We start from the raw sequence: 20,299 nt of genomic DNA, 5'->3' as shown, positions 1-20,299 counted from the left end.
CCTCCCGCCGCCGGCGCCTTCCAATGCGGGAAGGCTCACACCTGGGCGCCAAACTCGGTGGCGTGTCTGGCGCGTGTCGTTGGGGTTCGCCTTTGGCTCACCCCAACCTACGTCTCCGCCAGCCCCTCGCGCTCAGTAGTACCCCACCACGTTCAAGAACACGCCCTTGTAGCGATACCCCAGCTTGGTCATGTCGTCGTTGAAGTCGGTGAAGTTGTAGCCGAGTCCCATGCGGAAGTGCTTGCTCACGTCGTAGTCGACGCTGGCCAGCCAGCCCTTGCGGGTACCGCCTTCGGTGGCGCGCAGCACGCGATACTCGCCCATCAGGCTGAAGCCGCCGAACACATAGCGGCGTGCCTGACCGGCCAGCATGGTGGCGCGGTTGTCGTACCACGCGCCGACGCCACGGCCGGTACGGGCCTCGCCCTCGCGCGTGGCCAGCTTGGCCGCGAACTCCCACTGCGTATCCAGGCGGTACACGCCTTCCAGGGAGAACACGCTGGAGCGCTGGTCGTAATAGCTGTCGGACTCGGTCTGGCCCGGCGACGACAGGTCGTACAGATAGGTGTACTTGCCCAGCACGGTCCAGCGCACGCTGTTCCACGGACGCCACGCGAAACCGACATTGGTCTCGTTGAAACGCGCGTTGTTGCTCGGGTCCACCTTGTCGCGCGTGCGCGACCAGTTGAGCCGCCCGGCCACCTGCCACGACTCGTTGATCTTGTAGCTGAGCCGATGCGTGGTGACCCACTGGTCGCGCTGCTCGGCGCCGCGGTCGCGACGGTATTCGAGCTTGCTGGCCCAGCTGGTGGTCGGGTTGGTGAGGCCCGCATTGAGGCTGCCCGCGTGGCGATCGACACGTCCCGCCCCGCTGGCGGCATCGAGCGAACCCTGTTGCAGAGTGAAGCCAAGCGTCCAGCCCTGGCTCGGATAGAAATCCATGCCGAAGGTGTGACCGATGCCGGTATCCGGGCCGGACTTCAGCCATTGGCTCTCGTTGTAGAGATTGCTCTTGTCGGTGACGCGCCAGCGCTGGCCCAGCGTCAGGCCGTCCGGCGTCTGCGACAGCAGGCTCGAATCGTTGTACAGCGTGGAATCCACCGAATGGGTGTACGCGCCGTACAGCGAGTGGTCCGGGTTGAGGCGGTATTCGCCGTTCACCTGCGCGGCATTGCCGCGCGAGCCGCGCGTCACTTCCGCGCCGGCGTTGGACAGGTCGCCGAACTGGTACTTCGCCCCGACGGTGACGGCATCGTTGGTCGGATACGCGCCGTTGTCGTTGGCCAGCGTCACCTGCCCCGTGGCGTATACGTCCAGCGAGCTGCCGATACGCTGCGTATAACCCAGCGCCGCCAGCGTGCCGGTGCCGTTGCGCAGCTGGTAGGTCTCGGTGACGCGACGGATCTCCGCGATCAGGTCCGACTTCTCGGCCAGCTGCCAATCCAGCTGCACCTGGCCCTGTTCCAGCGCATCGTGACCGCGCTTGGCGTAGCTATAGCGGCCGGACAGGCGCAGGTCGTCGCGCAGCTGGCCGGCGAACTCCGCGCCGTACTCGTGAATCGCCAGCCCCTGGTCCGCGCGCGCCACCGAGTAGCCGGCATCGACATCGCGCCACCACGCGCCCACGGTCCAATCGCGATCGGTCCAGCCCAGCTCGCGGAAGTTGGCGCGCGCATCCACGGCCGTCGCATTGCCCTTGCTGGCGCCCTGCGTGTTGGGATTGGTGCGGATGAAGCTAAGGCCGCCGTTGTCCGAATAGAAGATCGGCGCCACCGCGGCATCGCTGTGCGAGCGCTCCACCTTGAGGTAGGTGCCGCGCCCGGCCTGCAAGGTGACGTCCGCGCCTTTAAGCGAGTAGTCGTCGCCGGAACGGCCCTCGTCGACATAGGTACCGCCCACCGCCACGTGCTCGCCGAACCAGTGCTTGGCACGCACGCCGGCGGTAACGTCGTTGCTGTCGAAACCCGAGGGCACGTACTCGTAATCGGCCAGCAGGTGATTCTCGTAGCCGCCCTGCGGGCGGTCGCGGAACAGCGTGCTGACGTTGGCTTGCGCGATCTGCGCCAGCGGGCGGGTCAGCAGCAGGCGGCCCTGCATCTCGTTGATGTCGTAGTCGACGCCGCGCACCAGGTTGATGCGCGACACCACGCTGCCGGTAGCCGGGTCGCGCACCTCCAGCACAATCTGGTCCGAGCCGGGCAGGATGTCGGTATGGCGCAGGTAGTACAGGCTGCCGCCAGTACCGAGAAACTCGGTATGGCCCAGCACCGTCTGCGCTTCCGAAGCGAAGGCCTTCAGCAGCGTATTGGGATCGCCCAGCGGCGTGCTGGCGCGGCTGCGCCAATCCACCGCCGCACCGTACAGGCTGCGCACGTACTGCGCGTATTGCGTGCCGGTGAAGCCGGTCTGGTAATTGCCCCACAAGGCCTGACTCTTGTCCCAGTCCAGGCGCACGTAGAGCTTGCCCTGCGTGTCGATGTCACGGTACGTGGTCGAGTCGTCACCGTAGACCGGGTAATACATGTTCGGGTCGAGGCGGCGGAACACGTCCTTCGGGTCGGCCTTGAAGAAGCCGTTGAACAGGCTGCCCGTATTGCGCTCGGTGGTGTCGGCCTGCGCGGTCAGCAGGTAGCGCCCTTCCAGCTTGCCCTTCATGTAGAAGGCCAGGCGGCCCTCGTCGAGGAAGCCGTCGCGATAGCGCGGGTCCACCGTCAACGCCGAGGCGCCGGTGCCGCTGATCGAACTCTTGGACGCGGTGAGGTCGGCGATGGCGATGGCGAACAGGTAGTTGTCGCGCACGTTCACCGCCAGCGGATAGTGGCTGGCATCGCCACCCAGGCCGCGCAGCGAAACATCCAGCGTATGCGCGCCGCTCGGCAGCAAGTATTCGGCGACGAACTTGCGCTGCTGATCGATCGGCACGTTCTGGCCGGCGATGCTCACGGCGTACTGGTCGGGCACGTTCTGGCCGTACACCCGCACGCGCGAACCGCGGATGGTGATGTTCTGCCGGCGCAGCGCGTTGCCGCCGAAGGTGGCATCGAGCAGTTCGCGATCTTCCAGCTGTGCGGACGACAGCGCGCGCAGCTCGCCGGTGGCGCCCTGGCGACGCTGGTCCAGCGAACGCTGGCGATCTTCCGGCCGCACCAGCTGCAACGTGCGCGGGTAGGTCTCGTCCACGCTGCCATCCTCGCCCCAGGCGCGCAGCACGTAGCTGAGCTGCTGGCCGACCTGCAGCGAGGTGCCTGCCGGCAGCTTGCCGTCCCAGGTGGCCTGCACCACCGCGCCGGGCGTCACGTCCACCACCGCCAGCGGCGTGGAAAGACTGGTGTCGTCGCCGCGGTAGATGCTGACCTGCATCTTGCGGATGAAGGCGTCGTAGTTGCTGTAGACCTGGAAGTGCACCGGCTCGGTGACCTGCCCGCGTTCGAACGCGGCCACCGCGCTGCCCTGCACATTGAGCAGCGGCGAGGTCAGTGTCGGGTCTTCCGTGGCCCAGATCAGGCCGCCGTTGGGAAGGTCGACGCTATAGCGTCCCTGCGCCACGGCCGGCGCGCCTGATGCGGCCGCGACGGGCGCGGCGGCATTCGCCGACTGCGCCTGGATGGGCAGCGAGATGCCCGCGATAAGCACGCCGAGGATGGCGGCGTCCAACGTCCTGATGCGCATGGTCCTGGCTGCCTTGGTCGGAGAGTGAGAGCGGCGGGCGTTCATGGCTGCCCTCCCGTCTGCGCTGCGCCGCGAGTGGCGGCGTTCTCCGGTGGCGGCCCTGACGGCGGCGGCGCGGGCAAGGTCTGCTCCGGCAGCTTCACGCCAAAGTCGAAGCGGGCCGGGATGCCTTGGGTCAGGCGCTTCACCTGCGGATTGGGCGTGGTGAATTCACTGCCCGGCGGCACGGTGGCCGGGTCGACCTTCATGATGAAGTTGCGTCCGCGCGCCATGTTCGGCACGTCGATGCCTTCCAGGTGGAAGCGGCCGTAGGCGTCGGTCTCGATGAGGTTGCCCTCCACCGTGCCGATGCGCACGCCAGGGATGCCGCGCTCGTCGATGCCGCGATTGGTGATGACGTAGTCCACGCGCAACGTGCCATCCGTGTCCGGCGCGACGTGGCGTTCCACGCGCAGCGCCTCGGCTGAGTAGCCCTTGGCGGCGTCGCCGCTCAGGGTCACGTCGTTGCGACCGTCGGCGCGCAGGTGCAGCGTGGTGCCGCCTGTGCTGGTGAGCTGGAAGTCGCTGTTGAAGTCAGCGCTGCGCAGGCGCTGCGAGATCACGATCCGACGCAGACCTTCCGGCTGAGCGACGCTGTCGCGGCCGCGCAGCGAACCCAGTGCGATGCCGTGCAGCAGCGGTGCGCTGGCATCCGGCTCCGGCTGCGGCCCCTGCCCGCGATCTACCGTGGTGGAACCGGGCACATAGGCCTCCGGCGCGAAGCCACCCTGCACATGCAGGCCTTCAGCCGTGGCGCTGGCCTGCCAGCCGTCGCCGTTGCGATCGTCGAACACGGTGCCGAACACGCGGCTGTCTTCGAACAACGGATCGGCATCGCGCTGCACCTTGGCCTGCGCCACGTTGCTGGTGCGCACGCCGTTGAGCAGCATCTGCGCGGTGTTGACGTACTCGCCGCGCGCCGAGGCGCCCGGGCCGACGCGCATCAGATACACCACCACCACGCTCTTGCCGGCGGCGACGTCGATGCCTTCGACGCGGATCGGGCTGTTGCCGGCCAGGCGGCCGCCGGACGTGCCGACGTTGAGCGACTCGGCCACCAGGGTGAAGCCTACCGGCGGCGTGTCGGCCAGCACCGCCTGGTGCACGTCGGCCTTGCCCGGGTTCTGGATGGTGACGCTGTAGCGCACCACGTCACCGACCTTCACCGTCTGCGGCGTGGCCTGCTTGCTGACCTGCAGCAGCGCATCGTCGCTGACAGCAAGAGTGATCGAGGCCGTGCTGCAATTGGTGGGCGCGAGCGTGTCGCAGATGCGATAGCTCAACGTATAGGTACCGCGTGCCGTACCGGCCGGAACGATCAGACTGCCGTCAGGACCGATCGCAGCACCGCGCAGGCCGCCGTTGTCGATCAGCGTGGTGCTCACGCGGGACGGATCGCCGATCACCACACCGCCCTGGGTGTCGTTGCCCAGCACCTTGCCGGGCGTACCGCCGGTGGCGCCGTTGATCGGCGTATTGCTGTAATCGTCGTTGACCGCCTGCAGCGGCAGCGACACCACGGTCACCGTGACGGTGGCCGTCTTGCAGTTGGCCGGATTGAGCTTCTCGCAGATCTGGTAGCCGATGGTGTACGTGCCGGCCGGCGTGCCCGGCGCGATCGAGACCTGGCCGGTGGCCGGATCGAGCTTCACGTTCGGGTTGCTGGCCGGCGTGGTCACCGTGAGGTTGACGGTGGCAGGCGTCGCCTTGGCGCCGTCGAGCGTGTCGTTGTCCAGCACGTTGCCGGCGTTCGGCTTGCCGGCGCCGCCGTCGATGCCGGTGTAGCTGTCGTCGGTCGCGACGATCTTGCCCGCGTCGACGGTGACGCTGACCGTGGCCGAGGCGCAATTGCTCGGATTGAGCTTCTCGCAGATCTGATAGGTGATGGTGTACGTGCCGGCGGGCGTGCCCGGCGCGACCGAGACTTCGCCCGTCGACGGATCGAGCTTCACGTTCGGGTTACTGGCCGGCGTGGTCACCGTCACCGTAACGGTGGACGGCGTGACCTTGCTGCCATTGAGCGTGTCGTTGTCCAGCACGTTGCCTACCGACGGATTGCCGGTGCCGCCATCGATGCCGGTGTAGCTGTCGCCGGTGGCGGCGATCTTGCCGGCAGCGACCGTCACGCTGGCCGTCGCCGTGGCGCAGTTGGTCGGATTGAGCTTCTCGCAGATCTGATAGCCGACGGTGTAGGTACCGGCCGGCGTGCCCGGCGCGACGGAGATTTCGCCCGTCGCCGGATCGACCTTCACGTTCGGGTTGCTGGCCGGCGTCGTCACCGTGAGGTTGACGGTCGACGGCGTGGTCTTCGCGCCATTGAGCGTGTCGTTGTCAAGCACGTTGCCGACCGACGCCTTGCCGACGCCGCCATCGATACCCGTGTAGGCGTCGTTGGTGGCGACGATCTTGCCCGCGATGACCGTGACGCTGGCCGTGGCCGTGGCGCAGTTGGTCGGATTGAGCTTCTCGCAGATCTGGTAGCCGATGGTGTAGGTGCCGGCCGGCGTACCCGGCGCCACCGAGACCTGGCCGGTGGCCGGGTCGAGCTTCACATTCGGGTTGCTGGCCGGCGTCGTCACCGTGAGATTGACGGTGGATGGCGTCGCCTTCACGCCGTCGAGCGTGTCGTTGTCCAGCACGTTGCCCGCGTTCGGCTGGCCGGCGCCGCCGTCGATGCCGGTATAGGCGTCGTTGGTGGCGACGATCTTGCCGGCGGCCACGGTCACGCTGATGGTCGTGTCCGCGCAGTTGCTCGGGTTGATCTTGTCGCAGATGCGGTAGCCGATGGTGTACGTGCCGGCCGGTGTGCCCGGCGCGACCGAGACTTCGCCCGTGGACGGATCGAGCTTGACGTTCGGGTTGCTGGCCGGCGTCGTCACCGTCATGGTGACCGTGGCCGGTGTGGCCTTGGCGCCGTTGAGCGTGTCGTTGTCCAGTGCATTGCCCACCGACGGATTGCCGCTGCCGTCGATACCGGTGTAGCTATCGCTGCCGGCGGTGATCGGGCCGGCCGCGACGGTGACCGTCGCGGTGGCGGTGGCGCAGTTGCTCGGATTGAGCTTCTCGCAGATCTGGTAACCGATGGTGTACGTGCCAGCGGGCGTGCCCGGCGCAACCGACAGCTCGCCCGTGGCCGGATCGAGCTTCACATTGGCGTTGCTGGCCGGCGCGGTGACGCCCAGCGTGACCGTGGCGGTCGTCGCCGCGCTGCCGTTGAGCGTGTCGTTGTCGAGGACATTGCCGACATGCGTATTGCCGACACTGCTATTGACGCCGGTGTAGCCATCGTTGCTCGCGGCGATCTTGCCGGCCGCCACCGTCACGCTCGCCGTAGCGGTAGCGCAGTTGGTCGGGTTGAGCTTCTCGCAGATCTGGTAGCCGATGGTGTATGTGCCCGCCGGCGTACCCGGCGCGACCGAGACCTGGCCGGTGGCCGGATCGAGCTTGACGTTCGGGTTGCTGGCCGGCGTCGTCACCGTCACGTTGACGGTGGACGGCGTGGCCGCCGCGCCGTTGAGCGTATCGTTGTCCAGCACATTGCCTGCGTTGGGCTGGCCGGTGCCGCCGTCGATGCCGGTGTAACTGTCGTTGCTCGCGGCGATCTTGCCGGCGACGACCGTGACGCTGATCGTCGTAGTGGCGCAATTGCTCGGATTGAGCTTCTCGCAGATCTGATAGCCGATGGTGTACGTGCCCGCGGGAGTGCCTGGCGCGACCGAGACCTGGCCGGTGGCCGGATCGAGCTTGACGTTCGGGTTGCTGGCCGGCGCGGTCACCGTGAGGTTGACCGTGCCCGGCGTGGCCTTCACGCCATTGAGCGTGTCGTTGTCCAGCGCATTGCCCGCATTGGGCTGGCCGGCGCCGCCATCGATGCCGGTGTAGCTGTCGGGCGTGGCGGCAATCGCGGCTGCGCCGACCGTCACGTCGGCTTCCGCCGTCGCGCAGTTGCTCGGCTGCGTCGCTTCGCAAATCGTGTACGGAACCTTGTAGGTGCCGGCCGGCGTGCCCGGCTTCACGGTGATGGTGCCGTCGGCGTTGAGAGTAAAGCCGCCGCTCGCCGGCGGATTGCTCACGCTGCCCCAGGCCAGCGTCACCTGCCCCATGGCGGTGCCGATCGCCGGGCCGGTCGTGGTGCCGAGCTGATCGTTGCCCACCACGTTGCCGGTGCTGCCGCCATTGGCGCCGTTGGGCACGTTATACGTGTCGTTCTTGGCGATGATCTGCACGCTGCCGATCGGCGTGTCCGTGGTGCCGGTCGAGGTCACCGGCGAACCGCCACCCGGCGGCGTGCCGGTGATGGTGGCGACGTTGTGGATCGCCGCGCCTGCATCCACGTCGGCCTGCGTCACCGTGTAGCTGAAGCTGCCGCAGTTGGCGGTCTTGCCCGGGTCGATCGAGGTCGGCGAGCACGCCAGCGCCGTGCTGCCGGCCATCGGGTCGGACACGGTCAGGCCGTTCAGAGTCACGTTGCCGCTGTTGGTCGCGGTGATGACGTAGTTGATGACTTCGCCGACGTCGGCCTTGCCGTTGCCGTTGGTGTCGCCGAGCGTGGCGGTCTTGGTCACCTGCAGCGCTGGCGTGCCCTGCACGGTGGTCTGCGCGCTGGAAGTGTTGTCGGCGGTGTTGGCGGCGGGCTCGCCGACGGTGGTGTCGGTACTGGCGAGTTTCACCGTCGCCGTGTTGGTGATGGCGCCGGTGATATTGACCGGTGCGGTCGCATTGATCGTGACGACGACACTACCGTTCGCCGGCAGGCTCTGGATCGCGCCGGTAACGGTGTAACCGGCCGCATCGCTGCCGGTGACGCTGACGCCCATCGCGCCGCACACCGCGCCATTGGTCGCACTGCCGCAGCTCACGCCACCGGCGGTGACGCCGGTGATGCCGACCGGCAGCGTGTCGGTGAACACCGCGCCGGTGGCCGTGTGCGTGCCGTTGTTGCTGATCGCCAGCGTATAACTCAGCGGCTGGCCGGCCTGCACGGTGGCGGGCGCGGACTTCACCAGCTTGAGATCCGCGATGCGCGGAATATTGGTCAGCGTGCAATCCACACGGTCGCCGAGCTGCTGCAGATCGACCGTGGGCGGATTGGCCGGATCGAAGCTGCCGCTGGGCAGCACGGTGGCCGAACCAGGGTTGCCGTTGGTACAGACGATAGTGCGGTCGTACTGCTGCAGCGTGGATTTGCTGCCCGGCGCCATCTCCTCCTTCAGCGTGATGATGTTGCCCGGCATGGTGGCCTGGCCGCTGATGTAGGTGTAGTTGCCCGTGGCGGCGCCCGTGGTGGAGGTGTTGATGATCTCCTGGCCCTTCACGTTGATGACGCGATAGGTGAACTGATCGGTGCTGTCCAGGCGACCCGACGGCAGCGCCTTGCGCAGGCGCACGCCGCCCCAGCGCACGCCGAAGGCGAAGCCCTGCAAGCTGCTGGCGTTGGTGTGCACCTGCCCCATCACGGTGAAGGGCGAGCCGGTGCGCGTGGTCGAGAACACGGCCGCGTTGGCGGTGCCGCTTTTGCCGACCATGCGGATGCAATCGATCATGCCGGCGCAGGCCGAAGCCGGCGTGGCGGGCACGCCGGAGCTGCCGGGTGCGCCATAGACGAGGTTGTTGCCGGCGGTGGCGCCGAGCCACTCCACCAGGTTCAACGGACTGCCGCCGGAAACTACGCCGAAATCGAGGTACTCGTTGCTGTTGGTGCTCTCGCCGTCGGCGACCACCATCTCGAACGGATTGGTGCTCTCCACGCCGCTGGGACCGAACAGGTGAATGTCGCGCAGCGTCACCGTGGTGTCGTTGGCGACCGAGCCGGTGTTGGTGTACAGCGCCGCCGTGTTGGGCGTGTAGATGGTGTAGTAGCCGGTGCTGCCGCTGAATTGCGAGCCGCTCCACGTCGGCGCCTGCGTGCCCTTGAGCCCTGCACTGGTGGCCACGTTGCTCACGTCGACGGTGAACGACATGGTCGAACCATCGGGCAGGTCGAACGTCAGCGGCGTGGAGCCGTTGGCGGTGAAATTCACGCCATTGAGCTGCAGCCAGCAGATCTCATCGACGTGCTGCCCCTTCGAATTAGGGTTCGCCATGCGGCACTGGTTGTTGGCGGCTTCCGCCACCGCCGGCATGACCAGCCCCATTACGCACAGCGCCAGCAGCGCGAGCAGTTTCCTGATGATCGACGCTTTGACGCGTCCCCCTGTACCACCATCCATCGAAGCGAACATATCCATGCACTCTCATGCGCGTGGCACCGGCGCGTTCTGCACGCAGCCAGCGGGGCGCCTCCCGCCAAGGGAGCCGCCCGGTTCGATGACGAAGACGCCATCGCCTGGGAAAAAGGCGCAGCCGTACCTGCCTCGCCGTTGCCGGCGAGGTGCTTTGCACAGGACAAAACGAACCCTGCCGTCGCTGCTCTCCCGAGCAGGACGGATGCACCTTTTGAAGGCTTGGGATGGGTGAGGAGATGGCGGCGGCAGTCCCTGTAGCTGCCGTCACGGCCTCAAATTGCTAAAGCCATGCTGACGACACCGGTTACCCCCTTTGGCCCGGCCGCCCGCGATTCTGCGTGGAGGCCTTGACCAACGTCGGCATGTCCCATCCATGCCGCATCGGTGTCGTCAGCGGCGCGGATGGTAAGCGTCACCTAAGCGGCACAGAAGGCCGCCATTCGGGAACTTAGGTTGACGGAAATGAGACGCTGCGCCGCTGCGCCAAAACTTTGGCGTGACGGGCGTGGAGGAAAGAGCGATCGGCGAGGCTGTTTTGCCGAGGCGGCATGGACCGCGTGGCGGATTCGGGGTTTTGCCGGAGCGGTGCGGATCGCCGGAAAAACGAAGCCTGATAGAGCGGGAACGACGCGACCTGACAGGCGGTGTTCGTTCGCTGCGGCAGTTCACCGGAGTCCCGCGCCGCTTGCAATCGCCGATTCTGGAAACTGTGAACCGCTGCCCGTCGCTGCTTAAAACGTACGCAGCGCGCCGTGGATGACTCTAGCGCCCGATGCCGGCGTAGCTGGGCGCGGCTTCCTCGCGCGACGCCTTGCGGAACTGGTTGGGTGTCACACCCATGCGCTCGCGGAAGGCGGTGATGAAGTTGCAGGCGCTGCGGAAACCCACGCTCTCGGCGATGTCCTGCATGCCCAGCGAGGTTTCCATCAGCAGTTCGCGGCCGCGACGCAGGCGCTCTTCGCGGATCCACGCAAACACCGTGGTGCCCATGTGCTGGCGGAAGATCGCCGACAGCCGCTTGTCGTGCGTGCCCACCTTGCGCGCGATCTCTTCCAGCGACGGCAGCATGGCCAGCTGCTCGCGGATCAGCCGCATGGCGGCACGCAGGGTGATTTCGTCATGCGAGAGAAAACCATCCGCTGCCGCCGACGCCGCCGGCACGCGCGAACCGAGCCGCAGGTGGATGCGCAGGCGCGCCAGCACCTCATCGGGATGGCTGGGCTTGAGCACGTAGTCGACGCCGCCGTGGGTCAGGCCCTCGAGCCGCTCTTCCAGCGCGCCGGCCGAACTGAGGAAGATCACCGGGATGTGTTGCGTGCGCGGTGCTTCCTTGAGCAGGCGGCAGGTTGCGAAGCCGTCCAGCACCGGCATGCGCACGTCCAGCAGGATCAGATCCGGCTGCAGGGCCAGCGCGCGCTGGAAACCCTGGCGGCCATCGGTGGCCAGCGTGACGCGGTAGCCTTCGCCGCGCAGCAGATTCTGCAGCCCGCGCAGTTCTTCCGGCGAATCCTCGATGACCAGAATGTGTGGTGTCGCGTGCGCTGGCATCTTGCCCCCTGAAGCGGCCTCGGCCGCTGCCAACCGCCCGTTGCCGTCCGGCGATACGAGCGAACCGAGTATATAGCGGCTTCGGCCGGGCGTCCGCCCGGGCAAAACAGCTGTCCGCCCTGGCAAAGGCCGGCCCGCCCGGGCCGACCTATCCTTGCGCCGCCGCTGGCTCCCTACCCCGCATCGATGGTCCTGACCGACAACCTCAACGACTTGTATCTGCTCACGCGCGTGATCGAGGCAGGCGGGTTCGCCGCGGCCGCGCGGCAGACCGGCATGACCCGCTCGTTGCTGAGCCGGCGCATCGTCGGCCTGGAGCAGCGCCTGGGCGCCCAGCTGCTGTTGCGCAATGCGCGCCACTTCGCGGTGACGCCGCTGGGCGAGGAGGTCTACCGCCACGCGCTGCTGATGTGCGAGGCCGCCGAGGCGGCCCTGCATGCCGCGCGGGATGTGGTGGGCAATCCCGCCGGCCGCGTCCGCGTCGACGTACCGGACCTGGCTGGCGACCTGCTGTCGCAGGCGCTGGTGGCGGTGTCGGCTCAGCACGAGCGGCTGCAGCTGTCGCTGAGTACCAATGGCGGCATCGACGCCCTGCTGGCGCAACGCATCGACCTGGCGCTGCATATGGACGAGCGCGTGCCGGATCGCAGCGACATCGTGGCGCACCGCCTCTGCCACGTGCGCATGGTGACGGTGGGCAGCCCGCACCTGCTGCGCCGACTGGGTTCGCCGACGCATCCGGATCAGCTCGAGGATCGGCATTGCCTGGGCCATTCCGGCGCGGCCGGGATGCGTCCGTGGGTGCTGCGCGGCACGCGGCCGCGCAAACCGGCGGCGCCGTTGAGCACGGGGCATCTGTCGACGTTGCTGGTGGCGGCGCGCGAGGGGGCTGGTGTGGCGCAGTTGCCGTTGTATGCGTGCGCGGAGGATTTGAAGGTGAACCGGTTGCAGCGGGTGTTCGAGGGTTTCGATCCGGAGCCGGTGCCGGTGCATTTGCTCAGTTTGTCGGGGTTGGCGTTGACGACGGCGACGCGGGGGGTGGTGCAGAGTTTGCGTAAGCAGTTGGCGTTGGCGCGGTTGCCTGGGGTGACGACTGGGGAGCATTGATTGTCGCGGCCTGGGCGCTTGCGCAGCGGGCGTTTCTGGGGGTCGCGCTGGTGGTTGGGTTATCGCGACTTGGCCGCTTACGCGGTGGGCGTTTCTGTGGGTCGCGCTGTTGTTTGGGTTATCGCGACCCGGCCGCTTACGCGGTGGGCGTTTCTGTGGGTCGCGCTGTTGTTTGGGTTATCGCGACCTGGCCGCTTATGCAGCGGGCATTCCGGACGACTGCCGTCGCCCGGGTCACTTTCTCTTTGCTGGCCCAAAGAGAAAGTAACCAAAGAGAAATGGCCTGAGAGCCAGAGCTCGTGGCTGGACTAAGCAGAGCAGGGATAGGTCATGGCAACGGATTAACCTGAGTCGACGCGAGGCCGCCGTGCGGTTTCGGAACGGGGACTTCGAGGCATCCGTGGTGAAGAGGACACAGGGAGATAGACAAGGAGCGGTTGCCTTGGCGTCTCGTCACGCTGCTGCATGACGCTCTCCGAGCCACGTTGCGGCGATACCGCACTTCTCCCTCTCCCCGCCGGGGAGAGGGCCGGGGTGAGGGGCCCTACGAAGCGCATCGCTTCGATCCCCTCAGTCGAAAGCACAGGCGACCCACTTACCTATCCGCGCAATGCACGAAGCAGCCAGGCGCGAAAAACCACCCAGCCCCATCTACCTCCCTGCGTCCTCTCCACTACGGATGCCTCGAAGTCCCCGTTCCGAAACCGCAGTGCGGCCTCGGATCGCCCCAGGTTAATCCGTTGCCATGACCGTCCACTGCTCTCCATAGTCCAGCCACGAGCCTTGGCTCTCAGGCCATTTCTCTTTGGTTACTTTCTCTTTGGGCCAGCAAAGAGAAAGTGACCCGGGCGACGGCAGTCGTCCGGAATGCCCGCTGCATAAGCGGCCAGGGCCCGATAACCCAAACAACAGCGCGACACCAATACACCCCCAAAAAAACTCAAGGCGCCACCACACCACGCGCCCCCATCAACCCCTCAACCAACACCAGCAACTCCCGCCCCGCCGCCGGCTTAAGCAACACCCCATCAAACGCAACCCCCTCCCCAGCCCACCGCGGCGGCACCGACGAATACAGCAACACCGGCACCCCGGGAAACTCCCGCCGCAGCGCGCGCAGCAGCGCCCAGCCATCCATCCCCGGCATGAACTGATCCGTCACCACCAGCTCGACCGGCTGCTCCCGCAGCGCCGCCAGCGCTTCCGTCCCCGACGCCGCCGGCACGCTCTCGAAACCGAAGCCATCGAGCAGATCGCACAAGGTTTCGCGACTGGACGCGTGATCGTCCACCACCAGCACGCGCCGCCCCGCGCCATCGATCGCGTCGCTCACCGCATCGCCGGACAAACCCGGCTCGACCTCGCTCTCGTCGGCCAGCGCCACCTCCAGCACGAAGCCGAAGCGGCTGCCGCCGCCGGGAGCGGCCTCGATGTTCAGGCGGCTGCCCATGCGCTGGAGAATCTGCGTGACGATCGCCAGTCCAAGGCCATAGCCGTCGTACGGCGAGGCATTGCCGCCGCGCTCGAAGGGCTGGGCGAGGCGTTCGCGCTCCGACGGCTCGATGCCGATGCCGCTGTCCTCGACCACGATATGCAGACGCGCCCTGCCCTGGGCCGCCGGTGTGCCTGTGACGGATAGCTGGACATAGCCATCGTCGGTGAACTTCACCGCATTGCCGATCAGGTTCATCAGCGCCTGGCGCAAGCGGCGGACATCCAGCTCGACCACGGCCGGCAGGTCGTCGGCGAACCGCGTGAGGAAACGATTGCCGCGCCGCTCCGCCAGCAGACCGGCCTGCTCGGCCACGCTTTGCAGGAACGCATGCAGGTAGGCAGGCGCCTCGACCAGTTCCAGATCGGTCAGCTCGTCGCGCGAGAACTCCAGCAACTCGTCGATCAGATCCAGCTGCTGCCGCGCGCTGCCCTCGATCAGCGCGGGGTAGTCGCGCTGCCCGCCGCCGCGGCGCCATTGCCGCACGCTCTCGATGATGCCGGCCAGCGGCGAGCGCAGATCGTGGCTGATGCGCGCCAGCAGCATGCTGCGCGCGCGCATCGCGTTCTGCAGCTGTTCGGTGCGCACCGCCACCGCCTGCTCCAGGCGCTGCGCATGCCTGACCAGCACACGCACGCGCCAGCGCCAGGCCAGCGCGATGGCGGCCAGCAGCAGCAAGGCGAGCGCGGCATAAGCGGCCGGGCTGCGCCACCACGGCGGCGTCAATGTAAAGGCGAGACTGATCGGCGCGGACAGGCGACGCTGGTTGTCGTCGATCGCCTGCAGTTCGAAACGGTAGCTGCCCGGCGGCAGCGAGGCGTAGCGCAATTCGCGCGCCGGCGCCTCCACCCAGTCGCGATCGATGCCCGACAGGCGATAGCGGAAGCGCACCGGGCTGCCCGAACTGTTGCCCAGCACGGCGAAGCGCAGCACCAGCGCGCCGGCTACATCGAAGTCGACCTGCGCATGCGAACCGGACAGCTCCTTCCCGTCGTACACCGCCGAAACCAACCACGGATGGAGCTCACGCGGCGCCAGCAGCTCTTCGGGTTTCAGCAGATGTGACAGACCGACCGGCGTGCCGATCCACACCGAGCCGTCCTCGTCGGCGTGGAAGGCGCCGTGATTGGTTTCGTCCCACAGCAGGCCGTCGCGCGAGCTCAGCCGTGTCCAGCGGCCGTCGTTCAAGACATCCACGCCATTGTTGCCGCCCACCCACAGGCGGCCGCGGCGGTCGGCGCGCAGGAAATAGACGCGCGAATCGGCAAGCAACGCATCGTCGACCGGCGTGAAGGTCACGCTGTCGCCGTCGCCGGCGGCGCCCGCGAGCAGGCCAGGTTGCAACGAACTCAGCCACAGGCGTCCGTCGCGCGTGACGGCGACGTTCTCATACCCGCCCAGGCTTTCTTCCGGCGCCACTTTCACCCGCGCCCAGCGGCCCTGGCTGTAACGGAACAAACCGGCGCGGCAGGCCGCCCACAGGCGGCCGGCGCGATCCTCCGCGAGGTCCGAGCACATCGCCGTGGGGATGAGATCCGGCGCCGCACGCTCCAGCGCACCGGTGGCCGCGTCCAGTCCGTAGAGCCCGCCGAGGGTGTACGCCCAGAAGCGTCCGCGACTGTCCAGGAAGGCGCCGCGTACCAGGAACGGCAGCGTGGCGACCACGCGCGTCTGGCGATGATCCGGGTCGTAGCGCAGCACGCGTCCGTCGAACAGGAAGTACCAGACCGAGCCATCCGCCGCGGCCAGCACGGTGCGTGTCTGATGCGGCGGCGCCACGGCCAGCGGCCACGGTTGCGCGCGCTCCTGGCCCAGCGCGATCATGCTGCCGCCCCAGTCGTCGGCCACCCATACGGCACCCGATGCCGCGCGCGTGATCGACCAGATCAGCGAACCGCTCAGGCCTTGCGCGGCGGTCCAGTTTTCCACCGCGTCGCGGCCGCTCCAGTGCAGCAGGCCGCGGCCATAGGTGCCGATCCACAACGTGCCGTCCTGGTCCACCGCCAGCGAGGACACACCCGCCTGCGGCAGACCGTCGTCGGTGCCGAACAGCTCCCAGCGCCAGCCGTTCCAGCGCGCCAGGCCGGTGGAGCTGCGCGTGACGATGCGCCCCTGATGATCCTCCACGATGTCGATGCTGGATGCGGCCACGTCCGCGCTGTTGCCGGGCATGTCGCGCGCGGTGAACTGTTCGGCGCCGGGCGCGAGCATGCGCACGGCGTGAATGCCGCGCACCCACAGGCTGCCGTCCTGTGCGCCGAGGAAACCCAGCCACTTGTCGGGCGGCACCCCGGCATCCGCGCCGTAGCGGCGCAACTGTCCGTCGCGCAGGCTGCACAGCTCGGCGCCGCAACCGAACCAGGTGGTGCCGGCGCGATGAAAGACCGCGCTGACCTGGCCCAGCCCCGGGAAAGCCTGGCGCTGCTCCTCGCTGAAAGGCGTCCGCGTGACCCATCCGCCCCGGCCGTCCGGCTCCAGCAGCGACAGGCGGTTGGCGCTGACCACCCACATGCCGCCGGCGGCGTCGGCGGCGAGCGTCTGTCCGCGATCGCTCAGCAGCGGGCGCCCCTCGGGACGCACCCAGGTGAAATGCTGGCTCTCGCGCAACTGCAGGCCCGCGCGCGAACCGACCCAAAGGCGTCCGCGCGCGTCTTCGGCGAAGCTGATCACCTCGGAGACCTGAAAGCCCTGCTCCGCGCCGACCTGGCTGAAGGCCACGCCGTCGAAGCGGTACAGGCCTTTCTCCGTACCGACCCATACGAAGCCTTCGCCATCCTGGTGCAGACGCACCACCGACAGACTGGTCAGGCCGCTGCCCTGGTCATAGAGCGTGAGCGGAAGCTGCGCCGCCGACGCGGCCAGCGGCGCGAACAGCACGCACGACAGGCACCACGCCAGCACGCACCGCCAGGCGCGCCGCGCGACGCCACGACAGGCGAATCCAAGCGGGATCAGCGACTCGCCCCTGGTAAGAGTCACGGATGAAGCCTTTCGTTGGTGATGCAGCCATCGAGCGCCGTGGCGGCCTGGAGCATGCCCGGCCGCGCCGGAAAGCATGGGCGCTTCCCGGCGGCGGAGTATAGGGGCAAGCCCCGCCACGATGCAGTGCGACGGGCCGCGGCGGGGTGCCCTCAGTAGTCGTAGCTCACGCTCAGGCGGATATAGCGCGGGGCCTCGCGGTACAGCGCGGTGCCGAACAGCGGGTTGGGTGAATATGGCGCCTGCTCGGAGTTCGGCTGCAGGAAGGTCGGACGCTGCTCGTTGAACACGTTGAAGACGTTGGCGGCGATGGCCAGCCGCTTGGCCGCGAACGCCGGGCGATACGTCACGCCCAGGTCGAGCTGGTGCAGCCAGGGCAAACGCCCGTGACTGCCTGGCGGCGATGGCTGGCCATCGCAATAGTGATAGGCGTTGCCGTAGCCCACCGGGTCGATATGGTCCGGTCCGTAATAGCCCAGGCAGATGCGCGGATTGCCGGACTGCACGCTGAGATTGCCGGAGAGCTGCCACTCGGGCGTGAGCTGGTAATAGCCGTAGAGCTTCACCACGTGGGTGTGGTCGTTGTTCTGCGGACCGTTGGTGTGCTCCATGATGGCGTAGTTGTCCCAGTCCTCGCTGGCCGAAGCGCCGCCCTGCAACAGATCCGAACGCACCTGCCCCTCGGTGTTGCCGTAGCTGCGCGAGAAGACGTAGTCGATCTTGCCGTACCAGGTGCCGTCGAAGGGATGCTCCAGGAATGCCTCCAGGCCGTAGTAGCGGCGCTTGAGCCGGTCGAAGCCCAGCTCGGCGTTGCTCATCGTGACGCCGATCAGGCGCCCGTCGGCCGTGACCAGATTGAACGTATTGGCGCGACCGGGATTGATCAGATAGCAGCTGTTGCTGGATGCGATGTCGTAGCCCAGCGCCTGCGCCTTGTCGAGCACGCGGTTGACGTCGCAGAAGTCGTCGATGGCATTGCGCAGGATGCGCTGCGTCAGCTTGGCACCGTAGACCCAGGCAGGACCGGCGGTCTTGGTGAAGCCCAGGATGAACTCGTCCTGGTTCTCCGCCTTGATGCCCTGCGCGGTGACCGTACGCGGATCCGGCGGCACGCCGAACGAGTTGTTCGCCGATACGGGCGCGGACATCACCGTCAGGTCCGTCGGCGTGCCGTCGGCGGCGATGCCGCCATAGGTGTAGTACTGCTGCGTGCTGACGTAGCCGGCGGCCGCGCCGGTGGCGGGATTGAGCGGCATGCTCAGGTAGTAGCGTCCGGCGTTGCCATAGATCTTGAAGCTGGAATCGCCGTTGACGTCCCAGCTGAAGCCAAGCCGCGGCGCCCATTGCGGCTTGGTCTGGGTGATGAAGGCCTCGCCGCTGGGGTTGTAGTCGGTGAACTGGTCGTTGCGCAGGCCCAGCGACAGCAGCCAGCGGTCGCTGACCTGCCACTTGTCTTCCACGTACTGCGCGCGCTGCATGGAACGCACGCTCACGGCGTTGTTGGCCACGTTCTTCTGCACGTAGTAACCACCCTGGCCATTGGGAAAACCCGCCGGCGCCGGCACGCCAAGACCGGACACCAGAGGCAGCTCCGGCGTCTCGGTATGTCCGTACTGCCAGGTGTAGCCGGGGCCGGCATTGCGGTTGCCCTGGTTCAGCGCCTCCGAGCGCTGGTTGTCGATGCCCACGCTGAGCATGTGGTCGCCCAGGTGGTAGCTCAGGTCCAGGCGGGTGTTGGTGGTCTTGTTGCCGCGGGCGGGGTCGTAGAGCGTGGAGACGATCTGGTTGTTGCCGCGCGGCACGCCGCCGTTGAGCGCCGGATTCTGGTTGGTGATGCCGCTGACGTAGGTGAGGCTTTCGTCGTAGCTTCCCGGCACGTCGTAGTCGCGCGTCTTCATCTCGCCGTACATCGCGCTCACGGTGAGGTTGTCGGTGAGGTAGCCGGTGTATTTGGCCACGTAGAGATCGCCGCCGACCTTGGTGTTGTCGTCGGCGTTGATGAAATCGCCCTTGCGCCTGGCGTCGTAGTCGTAGCCGTAGATCGAACCGCTGCCGCTGCGCTTGTCCGAGGCGCCGGTGAGTTCGAGGATGTGGCTGTCGCTGATGTTCCAGTCCAGCTTGCCGTACCAGCGGGGGCTGTCGTAGCGGAAAGTCTGGTAGGGCTTGCTGTTGTCCACGGCGTTGACGTTGGCCCCCTGCTGGCGTTCGAACTCGCCGGCGACGAAGAAGAACAGCCGGTCCTTGATCAGCGGCCCTCCCGCGTAGGCGCTGGCGGTCGTGATCCACAGGTGGTTCTTGCTCTTGGGATCGTAGAGCCGTCCGGCCACGGGCGACGCCGGCGTGCCGTTGGCGTAGTACAGATCGGTGTAGTCGCTCCGCGCGAACGAGGGCTCCCACAGCAGCTGGGCGCCGAAGTGCCAGGCATTGCCGCCGCGCTTGCCGACCTGGTTGATCACGCCGCCGTCGGAGCGCCCGTACTGCGCGCTGTAGCCGCCGGTATAGACCTCCTGCTGATCGATCGCGCCGTACGGCAAGGTGATGCCGCCGTGGCCGTTGAGCGGATCGGTGGTGTTGAAGCCGTTGATGTAATAAGCGTTCTCGGTGGCGGCCGAGCCGCCGAAGCTCACCAGCGGCTTGCCCGTCGCGGTGGTGAAGTTGGCACTGTTGCGGTTGACGCCCGGGGCGAGCATGGCGATCGCCTCGGCGGAACGCGCCAGCGGCAGTTTCGCGAGCTGCTCGGCGGTGATGACCGTGCGCGAATCCACGCTGGTCACGTCGATCGCCGGCAACGCATTGCCGGTCACGGTCACCGAACTGAGATTGGCCACCTCCTTGCCGGCGGGCGCGCCGGTGAACGAGACGTCGGTACCCGCGCCGACCTGCAGTGCCACCTGGCTGCGCGTATCCACCGTCTGCCCGTTGCGGCGCAACGACACCGTATAAGTTCCCAGCGGCAGCTGCGAGGCGACGTAGCGGCCGCGCGCATCCACGCCCACCTCGCGCCGGAAGCCATTGGCGCTCTCGATCAATACCGTCTCTCCGCCGCTGGCGGCGACCTGGCCGAAGATGCTGCCCGTCGTCGATTGGGCGAGCGCCTCGCCCGAGGCTATCGCGCCGATGGCGAGCGCGCATGCGAAAAGGCGCGAAGTCGGCAGCGGCTGCGTCGCTTTGATCATTGTTCATCCCCATCGCTGGCATGAGCCCACGGACGAGATGACCGTGTCGTTGGTCGACACGTCGG

General features: G+C 67.4%; 6 protein-coding genes. 1 reads left to right on the top strand and 5 read right to left on the bottom strand.

The window, feature by feature from the left end; all coding sequences use genetic code 11:
* Positions 1-132: 132 nt before the first annotated feature.
* The 3 genes from ACNR9O_RS07960 to ACNR9O_RS07950 form a co-directional block, all read right to left on the bottom strand.
* Positions 133-3,669, bottom strand: coding sequence for a hypothetical protein (locus tag ACNR9O_RS07960; RefSeq protein WP_473681777.1), 3,537 nt, complete (start codon positions 3,667-3,669; stop codon positions 133-135).
* A 41-nt stretch (positions 3,670-3,710) separates the two neighbouring features.
* On the bottom strand, positions 3,711-9,935 hold the full coding sequence (locus ACNR9O_RS07955) for a DUF7507 domain-containing protein (RefSeq protein ID WP_473681778.1): 6,225 nt from the start codon (positions 9,933-9,935) through the stop codon (positions 3,711-3,713).
* Between the two features lie 759 nt (positions 9,936-10,694).
* Positions 10,695-11,480 (bottom strand): response regulator, encoded by a 786-nt coding sequence (locus tag ACNR9O_RS07950; RefSeq protein WP_473681779.1) that lies wholly within the window; start codon positions 11,478-11,480, stop codon positions 10,695-10,697.
* A 186-nt stretch (positions 11,481-11,666) separates the two neighbouring features.
* Between ACNR9O_RS07950 and ACNR9O_RS07945 the strand changes: the two genes are divergently transcribed.
* Positions 11,667-12,587, top strand: a complete 921-nt coding sequence (locus tag ACNR9O_RS07945; protein WP_473681780.1) for a LysR family transcriptional regulator — start codon at positions 11,667-11,669, stop codon at positions 12,585-12,587.
* Between the two features lie 940 nt (positions 12,588-13,527).
* Here the strand turns inward: ACNR9O_RS07945 and ACNR9O_RS07940 are convergent.
* Both ACNR9O_RS07940 and ACNR9O_RS07935 read right to left on the bottom strand, forming a co-directional pair.
* Positions 13,528-17,058, bottom strand: coding sequence for a two-component regulator propeller domain-containing protein (locus tag ACNR9O_RS07940; RefSeq protein ID WP_473681781.1), 3,531 nt, complete (start codon positions 17,056-17,058; stop codon positions 13,528-13,530).
* Between the two features lie 152 nt (positions 17,059-17,210).
* Positions 17,211-20,234, bottom strand: a complete 3,024-nt coding sequence (locus ACNR9O_RS07935; protein ID WP_473681783.1) for an outer membrane beta-barrel protein — start codon at positions 20,232-20,234, stop codon at positions 17,211-17,213.
* Between the last annotated feature and the right edge of the window lie 65 nt (positions 20,235-20,299).

It is taken from the genome of Dyella sp. CR10, from assembly GCF_055814425.1.
Note: the sequence above shows the minus strand (reverse complement) of the source record. Positions and strands in the feature narration are given on the sequence as shown.

Excerpts from the sequence above, each read along its gene's own strand:
- ACNR9O_RS07960 (WP_473681777.1), bottom strand. The coding sequence starts at position 3,669 with ATGCGCATCAGGACGTTGGACGCCGCCATCCTCGGCGTGCTTATCGCG.
- ACNR9O_RS07955 (WP_473681778.1), bottom strand. The coding sequence starts at position 9,935 with ATGGATATGTTCGCTTCGATGGATGGTGGTACAGGGGGACGCGTCAAA.
- ACNR9O_RS07950 (WP_473681779.1), bottom strand. The coding sequence starts at position 11,480 with ATGCCAGCGCACGCGACACCACACATTCTGGTCATCGAGGATTCGCCG.
- ACNR9O_RS07945 (WP_473681780.1), top strand. The coding sequence starts at position 11,667 with ATGGTCCTGACCGACAACCTCAACGACTTGTATCTGCTCACGCGCGTG.
- ACNR9O_RS07935 (WP_473681783.1), bottom strand. The coding sequence starts at position 20,234 with ATGATCAAAGCGACGCAGCCGCTGCCGACTTCGCGCCTTTTCGCATGC.